The sequence below is a fragment of the Bacillota bacterium genome (assembly GCA_033549065.1).
Classification (GTDB): domain Bacteria; phylum Bacillota; class Dethiobacteria; order DTU022; family DTU022; genus JAWSUE01.
In genome coordinates this window covers 1-8,266 of record JAWSUE010000022.1, presented here as the reverse complement: position 1 = coordinate 8,266, position 8,266 = coordinate 1, and the positions used below count along the sequence as shown (strand labels likewise).

Sequence of the window (8,266 nt, the reverse complement as noted above, 5' to 3'; positions counted from 1 at the left end):
ACCCGCAGCTTTTTCTTTTCCTGCACCATAGTAAGGCTCCTTTCTTTTTCCATGCCAGCCTGATTATTACCCCTCAAGTAGAGGTAAAACCCCAATATGGGGTTTTATATTAAGTAGATGTAGTTTTACTTTAAATATTCATGAAGTACCTGCCTTGCTTGGCAAATATAATTTTGTACATAAAAACACTAGGTTCCAACAAACCTTCAGGCTTCACCTCGGGAATAAACCTCGCTGACCATCAACAGCTGTACTCAACCGTCTCTAAAGACAACTCTTTCCAACTTCTGACCAGTTCCTTAAATTCCTTCGTGCAGGTACTCCAATGTTTCCTGGCTTGGTTAAAGTTTCACCCTTAACTTTTGCCTTTCCACTCTGGCGCCTTGCCACATGCTGACGCTCTTGGATAGTTCCAGTTTCCAATCAAAGCTTACGCCCTTCTTTTCAGCTGGTTTTTCCCTTTGTGTCAGACACGGCTAACCTTCCAATTTCTTAGAACCTAGTTTGTTAAGTATAGCATAGGTTTGCTGAAGTGTCAAGGAAATTTATGAAAATATTCTAATAAAAAACCACCCGATCATTATGCCCTTAAGAATCAACTTTATAGGTAATGCACTCCAGAACCCGAGGGTAGCACCCACACCGGATCTGATCGCTTGATCGGTACGGCGTCTGAAGATAAAATCGGCTAAAGCGGCCCCGAGGAATGGCCCGATTAAAAGACCGATCGGGAAAAATAGTAATCCGACTAATAAGCCTATAGCGGAACCCCACATGGCAGCCCTGGAGCCACCAAAATATCGGCTGCCAATGGCAGTTGTCAGATAGTCAACTCCAATCACGGCTAAAGCCAGAATTATTTGGCCGATAAAAAAGGAGAGACTGAGTTCATCGAACCCTGCAATTAAACCATAGATAACTATACCGACGACAAGCAGAGGCGCTTCTGGAATAATCGGCAGGACAGTACCAACCAGACTGGTTAAAAAGAAAATAGAAACTACGATAATTGCTATTGTATCGCTCATCAAATACCTCCGGATATTAAATTATATTCGGTAATCTTCTTCATTTGCAAACACCTCTATTTATTGATGCCATGAGCAACTACAGGTTAATTAGCTGACTTTTTCAGAGCGCCAGGCAATCTTGCCGCCAATTACAGTCATAAGGCATTCTATATCCAACAGCTCTTCCGGGTTGATTTCCAAAGGGTTTTTATTAACAACAATAAAATCTGCCAGTTTGCCTGGTTCAAGAGAACCTTTCAATCCTTCCTCAAAGGTGGCATAAGCGCCTGCCCTGGTATAAGCCTGCAATATATCTTTTACATCCAATCTTTCTTCAGGCTTCCAACCGCCTTCAGGTTTACCTGAAACATCCTGCCTCTTAACAGCCCCGTAGATTGAACGAAACGGATCTGCCGGTTCAGAAGGTGCATCAGAGCCGGCTATTACATTAACGCCGTTATCAAGAAAGCTGCGGCCGAGGTAAGCCTTTTTTACTCTATTGCTGCCGATCCGCTGTGGAACCCACTGCCACTCATTAATAAAAAAAGTTGGCTGTATATCCGCTATTATGCCAAAGCGGTTCATTTTTCCCAGGTTAGCCTCATCAATCATGCTGCAGTGAATGATGCGGTGCCTGAGATCATTTCGGGGATGCTTCTGCTGTGCTTTTTCAATAGCGCCAATGGCATTGTTTACTGCTCTGTCTCCGATGGCATGCACGGCAACGCTAAACCCGTTTTCATGGGCTCTGGCAACCAGCTCTTCCAACTCTTGTTTTGAAATAGTTTCTATACCCCTGTTACCGGGCTCATCTGCATAATCTTCTTCCAGGGCAGCAGACCTGGTAAAAAGTGCACCGTCAGCAAAGATCTTCAGGGGCCCGATCTTGCCAAACCGGTAGCTCTTCAACTGCTCTCTCTGTTCGATCAGTTGGTCAAGCCTGGAGATATCCGGCTCAAAGGCTAACCTAAGCGCCCAACCCTGTTCACCGGCTAGTGCATCAAGATCTTCAAGCAGCCGGAGCGGTTCTGTAAGAACAGGAAAATCATCATTGGAAACAACCGATGTAAAACCCAGGGAACAAAGTTGTTTAACAGCCAGGGCCAGGGCTTCACGTTCCTCCAGGGGAGTCAAACGCGGAATAGCTTTTTCTAACAGCTTCATCGCATTTTCGAATAAAGCTCCGGTTGGTGAACCTTCACTGTCTTTCTCTATATGTCCGCCAGCAGGTTCTGCTGTGTCCTTGTTTATCCCGGCCTTTTCCAGCGCGGCAGTATTGGCCACCAGCGAATGCTCTATGGCCTTACGCACAACAACCGGATTATCAGGGCTGACTTTGTCCAGATCATGCCTGTTCAGTGAACGCTGCTCTACCAGGTGATCTTCATCAAGCTTCACCGCTATAATCCACTGCCCGGGAGCGCTTATTTCAACCTCATCTTTGATTATATCTGCAATTTTACCAATCGAATCTATCCCGCCTAAATTAAGCGGTGGACACAGCAGGTTCCGGCCCATCCACATCAGGTGTAGATGGCTGTCAATCAGGCCGGGTAAAATAGTATAACCCCGGCAATTAAGAACGTCTAATCCTTTAGCTGCGTAATGTTCCAGGTTCCTGCCATCACCTACAGATATAATCTTATCTTCTTCAACAACCATAGCTATGGCATGCGGTTGTTTCTGGTTCATGGTTATTATGTTGGCGTTTCGGACTAGCAAGCCGTTCATTATATAACCTCCTGGGTCCCATATATGTTTATACACGGTGTATATAAAGTTATTTATAAGAGCGTCAGTCAGCGATGAAAATCAATTATAAGCTGGTCTCTAGTAATAGCTGTAAAAAATTCTTCCGACCAGATTTCAACGCGCTGAGGTTCTTTAATAAAGGGGAATATATCACTTTTTGCTTTAATGTAATTAATCTCCCGGAACTTGTTGAGAAGAAACCCTATAACCCCTGCACGATCAATTTCTGTACTGGCATCCAAATGCCCTGACTGCTTCATCCTGTCCGCAAGGTAGTGTATTTGAAGCGGGGTTTTCTGTGAGATGAACCAGACATAGTCGTAAAGATCTCTCCCTTTAATTCTCCCCCCTCCCCATTCACGACACAACAAGGCGTGAACCTTGCAGGCAAAAAGGTATGGCGTAGCCATCAGGCGAACATTAAATGGCACAGGATTTAAGTGGTACTTAACGCTATACTCAGCCTCGCCCGGAGGGTTAGTGTCTACTTCAAGTTTTACCTTTAGGTTCTCAGTCTTTGCCGGTCGGGGGAATAACCCTTCTCTCAACCCTATCTTAAGAAAATGAATTTCAGTCCCGGCCTTTATAAATGCTGACTCAATCGCTGTTGATAGGCTTTTTGCTTTTTTACTTACGTCTACTATAAAACCAAACGCACTTAATTCGCTTACTACATGTTTAAGGTATGGATCAAGAGTAAAATCCGAATCTGAACTATCAAGTGAAAAATCAAGATCTTCAGAAAAACGGTCCAAACCGTAAAAAATTCTCAGCGCAGTTCCACCGTAAAAACAAGCACGATCAAAAAAGTTACTCCTATAGAGACCGAGCAGGGCAATTTCCTGAATAATTTCTCTCAGCGCTTCACGGTAATCATCCGCTGTTATACATTTGTATTTACTTAACATGTCATTTACAGCACTATGCATTATATTTTTCCTTTTCGAGCCAACGGGCAAATACATTTGTTACTTTTTTGCCATAACCTGGTGCCAAAGCCTTAATAATTTCAAGATCTAAGCTTTTCAAACTATCTGCCTCAACCCTTAAATCGTCATAGATCAGTTTGCTGAGGCCGCTTAAAGTTGTAACCTGGCGATGCTGGTAAAGAGTGTCACAAATTGCCTTCTCAGCTGTAGCAATTAGAAAGGGGTGGCCTTCTTCTTCCAGTCTTCTATATTCTATGAAATATACTGCTTCAGGGATATGGCGATATAAGAATGTACCAACAGGAGTCTTAAATCTTTTGTTTTTATTCTTGCCATAGATTGCCGAAGTGATATTAAGAACTCTTTCCGGAATAAAACCATAGTAAGCAAGAGCAGATTCAAAAGAGACATAAGATGGGCCGGCGACTATGTTGGCAAGCGTTTTTAGCGAGAATGGTGTTTCACTTCCAGCCAGATAAAGACCGCGGCGAATATGCAAAAGCTGTCTGGAATCCAACATCCTCGTCAGCTTTGACCGTGGCGATGCATATTCCTGCAAAGATTCCTTCACAACTAGTTTGTCCTGATAAACCTGATCATACTTAATCATAGCACTTTCCTCCGTTAAGTATGAATTTATCATACTATCCGGAGAAAAGCAAGCAGTAATCTCCGGGCACATTATTGCCTCCAACCTGATTGTGTTGCCGGCAGATACTTTCTTCCACAGTTCGGGAACTAGGCTATAACGCCCAATCAAGTTAACCGGACTCGCCGCATTAATTTCAGTATTAGTCGAGGCGGGAGTTTTACTAAAAAAATGCAGAAACAGCTGCATTCAGGCCAGTAGGCCAAATTTCCTTCCCGAACTAGGGTTTATTTTAATAGTGGTCCGGCCATGTAGAAATTTAATTACTGCTAAACTTATATTTCATTTCTAAATTAACCTACTGTTTTACTGACTGTAGTGTAGTGGATATCAAACTAAGTAGTCTGGCCATAAAGAAGAATCAACCTGAAAAATGTAATATTTCAAGACCTGACCCCCATGCTGCTGGACCCCCATGCTGTAAGGGAAACAAATATTAAGGATTGGCAATATAGTACAATATGTTCTGACGTTGTACACTTTTATAGCTCACGGAGATCAAAACAGAATCTGGCAATATCAAGACGGCCCAATTGTGCCCCTCCGAGCCAGAGTTGCATGATTTTATTGTCCCGCCAATGTTTCTCGATAGCACCTTCTCGGCTATAACCAAATGATGCCATCAGCTCCATCGCTTTATTGGCAATCTTCACGCTCACATCTGCAGCATATACCTTAGCAATTCGAGCACGGGCAAACATCGCTGCTGACCAGCGGTCGCCATAGATATCAGGGTGATCAAACATATAAGCTGTATTAAGCACATAAGTTCTTGCTGTCTCAATACCGATAAGCATATCTGCAAGAATTCCGGCATTTATACTATGTTCTTTTATTGGCTTTCCGGCTACAAAGCGTTTTGTTGCATAATCGGATACAATTTCTATTATATTTTGAGCAGATCCGACTGACATTGCTCCACTGATAATTGAGCCTGCTACCAGGTTCTGATGCAGCAGTTTAGCATCATCACCGGGACCAGCCACCCGGTAGCTTTTCGGAACTCGTACATTATCAAAATAAATGGTGCAATTTCTATCTGCCTGCATGCCGGCCTTGTTCTCGAACTTGCCAAAAGTAACACCATCAATAGGATAAGGTACATAGATGAGGGCAATGCCATCATCACCAAGATCGGGGGCAGTAGTGCATACTGTCAGGTATAGTGATGCAATCCCGCTATTGCTGGCCCACTGCTTGACTCCATTAATAACCCATTCATTTCCTTCAAGTCGCGCTTTGGTACGGATTGTCCTACCCTTTATCCGGAGATTTTCGATATCACATCCACCTTCCGGTTCGGTCATAGCAAAACAACCAAAATGTATTTTGTCTTCTCGAAAAACTGCAGTTAATTTTTTAAGCAGATCTTCTCTTTTGTATGGTTCGTGTTGTAGGGGAAATACTGCCCATGATGTACATGCCAAGGCCACTGCAATTCCACTATCGCCACGTGCTATTTCCTCATTAAAACCGCAATTACTAACTAAAGAAGGTGCCCTTTTTGACACAAGAATAGGTTGTACCCCATATTCTAAGAGAATCTTATGAAACAGGGGCTCAATATATTCTGAATGATGAATATCATTATCAAAATATTGCCTTACCGGGATAATATCATTTTCAACAATTTGTTTTGCCATAGCTCGCACCAGCTTATATTCTTCATTTGCGATTTCTTCTATACCTAAATGATCAAACACTTTGACAACCACCTTTCCTTTTACTTCAATGCGAAGCTTTTTATCACAGCAAGTTTATTGTAGATAAGGATTTGCGTTTCTGCCTGGAATAGTGGATAAGGAGTTATGTTAATGCTAGGGTTAACAGACAAGGTTTTTGCTTTTTTCTATTTTAATAATACATTGCTCCTTTGCGGCAGGTCAAGCTAACCCGACAGAAAATATCAAGTCTGACTCCAAACACATTTAAAACTCATAGCAGATTAATATCGGGGTTCCACGAAAAAAGTTCGGAAATAGGAATATATGATTTTACCTGGTATTTAGGTAGTATTCATTTTCTAGGGTATAATTTGTACATCGTTCTTAGTTTTCTGAGGAAGAATCATAACATGAATTATAAAGCAGTATTTTCCGCCAAAACAGGGCATTCAAATAATTAATCAGGCCAAAGGAGTTAAGTCATGAATTCACCAAAAGAGATCATTCGGGAATATAACAGCCAATTGAGCAAAGGGATGATTCAGGCAGCCTACAAATATATCATGAAATTCATGTCTGATTTGAGCATATATTTAAAGAAATTACATCCAGATTATACCGTTAGTGCCTTATATTATGGTTACATGGATATGACATACTTTGCCTTTACTCCTGATGATTTACGAAACAAGAAGCTGAAAATTGCTATTGTTTATTTACACGAACAAAGTAGGTTTGAGGTTTGGCTTAGTGGAAACAACAGATAAATTCAGGCTCATTATATCAAGTTTATGAGCCTTAAAGATATTGGGGGATATAAGCTTTCACAGGTTATGCCTGGAGTGGATTCAATTATTGAGGCAATCCTGGTTGAACAACCCGACTTTGATCATCCTGAAGAACTTAAAAAACAAATCGGAAATAAGGCAACTCAATTCATAGATGACATTAATAGAATACTAGAATAGTTGACATGTCGCATATTACCCTTCTAGTAGAAGCCGATTAAGAGCCTCATAAAAGACAAATTGGCATCGAAATAGCCGTAAGAATGAGACATGAAACAGCTTCATATCACGTAACTTGAGGGAGGTATTTTAAGATGATGCTTACAAGAACTATTGATACATGGATAGGTATAGAGGCAACCCCTGATCGTATTTGGGAGGCGTTAGTAGATTTTCCCAGATGGAGTTTATGGAATTCTTTTATTCCATTAGTAGAAGGTAAATTACAAAAAGTTATGAATTCAATCCATTTTTTTGTTTTTCAATTTTGTAAATGCAGTCTTAAATGCAACGCCGATTGCATTAATTAGGAGAATTTAATGAAGGATAGTGCATTTACTGCAGCCACATATGACTTGTTCATGCAGACACTTGATCCCCTGTTGATCAAGAATTGGAGGCGCCGGCTTTGGAATAAAGTAAAGCCTCCCTGCATATTAGAGGCAGGAGCAGGGACAGGTTTAAATATCCCGTTTTACCAGTCAGATTACGAAATAACAGCCCTCGACAAAAATGAATACTTTTTGGAACGAGCCCGCCACAAAGCACGGAATAGTGGAGCAAAGGCTAGGTTTGTATTAGGAGATGTTCAAGACCTGCCGTTTCCTGATAATACTTTTGACAGCGCAGTTACTACTTTTTTATTCTGTCAGCTGGCTGACCCTCTCCGGGGTCTTAAGGAACTGCGAAGAGTTCTGAAGCCGGGCGGACAGCTTTTACTGTTGGAACATGTCCGCCCAAAAGGAAAACTGGAAAGTCTGATCAGCTCCCTATCCGAACCGATTTACCGCCTGACCGGTGAACAGATCGCCCACGATACCGATATTTTTGTAAGAAAAGCCGGATTTACCAATATTACCACCGACCCTCTGCTCTTGAGTATTATTAAAATTATCGAGGCCAAAAAAAGTGTATTAGAGGTGAGAAGATGGAAACGATAAATAACATTGAGTTAAGAGATGAAAGTATTTATCCTGACGAAAATGTACTGCGGTCAGTTTTAGGTGGTAGTTATGAAGCATATACCATGCTGCTAGAAATGTTTAACAAGAATGAAATGGTATATGAGTGGAGATATTATCGTGATGGAAAAGCATGGTTATGTAAAGTGCAAAAAAAGAAAAGAACCATAGTATGGATGTCGGCATGGAAGGGATATATGCAAGCAGCTGTATATTTTCCAGAGAAGTACTTTGAAAAATTATATCAATTAGAGATTAGTGAAGAAATGAAGCAGAAAATCAAATCAACAAAG

At 41.5% G+C, this 8,266-nt stretch carries 9 protein-coding genes; 4 read left to right on the top strand and 5 right to left on the bottom strand.

All coding sequences use genetic code 11. The features are described 5' to 3' along the window. Positions 1-545: 545 nt before the first annotated feature. From SCJ97_11225 to SCJ97_11205, 5 genes are all read right to left on the bottom strand, one after another. Positions 546-1,028: a DUF456 domain-containing protein gene (locus SCJ97_11225; GenBank protein ID MDW7740605.1), complete on the bottom strand. Its 483-nt coding sequence runs from the start codon at positions 1,026-1,028 to the stop codon at positions 546-548. A gap of 90 nt (positions 1,029-1,118) precedes the next feature. Next, positions 1,119-2,741: an amidohydrolase gene (locus SCJ97_11220; protein ID MDW7740604.1), complete on the bottom strand. Its 1,623-nt coding sequence runs from the start codon at positions 2,739-2,741 to the stop codon at positions 1,119-1,121. A 68-nt stretch (positions 2,742-2,809) separates the two neighbouring features. Then, positions 2,810-3,691: a nucleotidyl transferase AbiEii/AbiGii toxin family protein gene (locus SCJ97_11215; GenBank protein MDW7740603.1), complete on the bottom strand. Its 882-nt coding sequence runs from the start codon at positions 3,689-3,691 to the stop codon at positions 2,810-2,812. Further along, positions 3,684-4,301 carry a hypothetical protein gene (locus tag SCJ97_11210; GenBank protein ID MDW7740602.1) on the bottom strand — a complete coding sequence of 206 codons (618 nt, stop codon included), beginning with the start codon at positions 4,299-4,301 and terminating at the stop codon, positions 3,684-3,686. The genes SCJ97_11215 and SCJ97_11210 overlap by 8 nt, the downstream gene beginning before the upstream one ends. A gap of 521 nt (positions 4,302-4,822) precedes the next feature. Continuing rightward, positions 4,823-6,043: an acyl-CoA dehydrogenase family protein gene (locus SCJ97_11205; protein MDW7740601.1), complete on the bottom strand. Its 1,221-nt coding sequence runs from the start codon at positions 6,041-6,043 to the stop codon at positions 4,823-4,825. Between the two features lie 443 nt (positions 6,044-6,486). Between SCJ97_11205 and SCJ97_11200 the strand changes: the two genes are divergently transcribed. The 4 genes from SCJ97_11200 to SCJ97_11185 form a co-directional block, all read left to right on the top strand. Then, a complete protein-coding gene (locus SCJ97_11200; protein MDW7740600.1) occupies positions 6,487-6,771 on the top strand; it encodes a hypothetical protein in 285 nt (94 codons plus the stop codon). A gap of 24 nt (positions 6,772-6,795) precedes the next feature. Then, positions 6,796-6,972 (top strand): hypothetical protein, encoded by a 177-nt coding sequence (locus tag SCJ97_11195; protein MDW7740599.1) that lies wholly within the window; start codon positions 6,796-6,798, stop codon positions 6,970-6,972. 359 nt (positions 6,973-7,331) lie between these two features. After that, entirely contained in the window at positions 7,332-7,952 is a 621-nt protein-coding gene (locus SCJ97_11190) for a methyltransferase domain-containing protein (GenBank protein MDW7740598.1), read from the top strand. Continuing rightward, a partial coding sequence (locus SCJ97_11185) for a DUF3788 family protein (GenBank protein MDW7740597.1) occupies positions 7,940-8,266 on the top strand: 327 nt, incomplete at its 3' end. The genes SCJ97_11190 and SCJ97_11185, both read left to right, overlap by 13 nt.

What these genes read in the sequence shown, in the direction of transcription:
- SCJ97_11225 (MDW7740605.1), bottom strand. Translation starts at nt 1,028, where the DNA reads ATGAGCGATACAATAGCAATTATCGTAGTTTCTATTTTCTTTTTAACC.
- SCJ97_11220 (MDW7740604.1), bottom strand. Translation starts at nt 2,741, where the DNA reads ATGAACGGCTTGCTAGTCCGAAACGCCAACATAATAACCATGAACCAG.
- SCJ97_11215 (MDW7740603.1), bottom strand. Translation starts at nt 3,691, where the DNA reads ATGCATAGTGCTGTAAATGACATGTTAAGTAAATACAAATGTATAACA.
- SCJ97_11210 (MDW7740602.1), bottom strand. Translation starts at nt 4,301, where the DNA reads ATGATTAAGTATGATCAGGTTTATCAGGACAAACTAGTTGTGAAGGAA.
- SCJ97_11200 (MDW7740600.1), top strand. Translation starts at nt 6,487, where the DNA reads ATGAATTCACCAAAAGAGATCATTCGGGAATATAACAGCCAATTGAGC.
- SCJ97_11195 (MDW7740599.1), top strand. Translation starts at nt 6,796, where the DNA reads ATGAGCCTTAAAGATATTGGGGGATATAAGCTTTCACAGGTTATGCCT.
- SCJ97_11190 (MDW7740598.1), top strand. Translation starts at nt 7,332, where the DNA reads ATGAAGGATAGTGCATTTACTGCAGCCACATATGACTTGTTCATGCAG.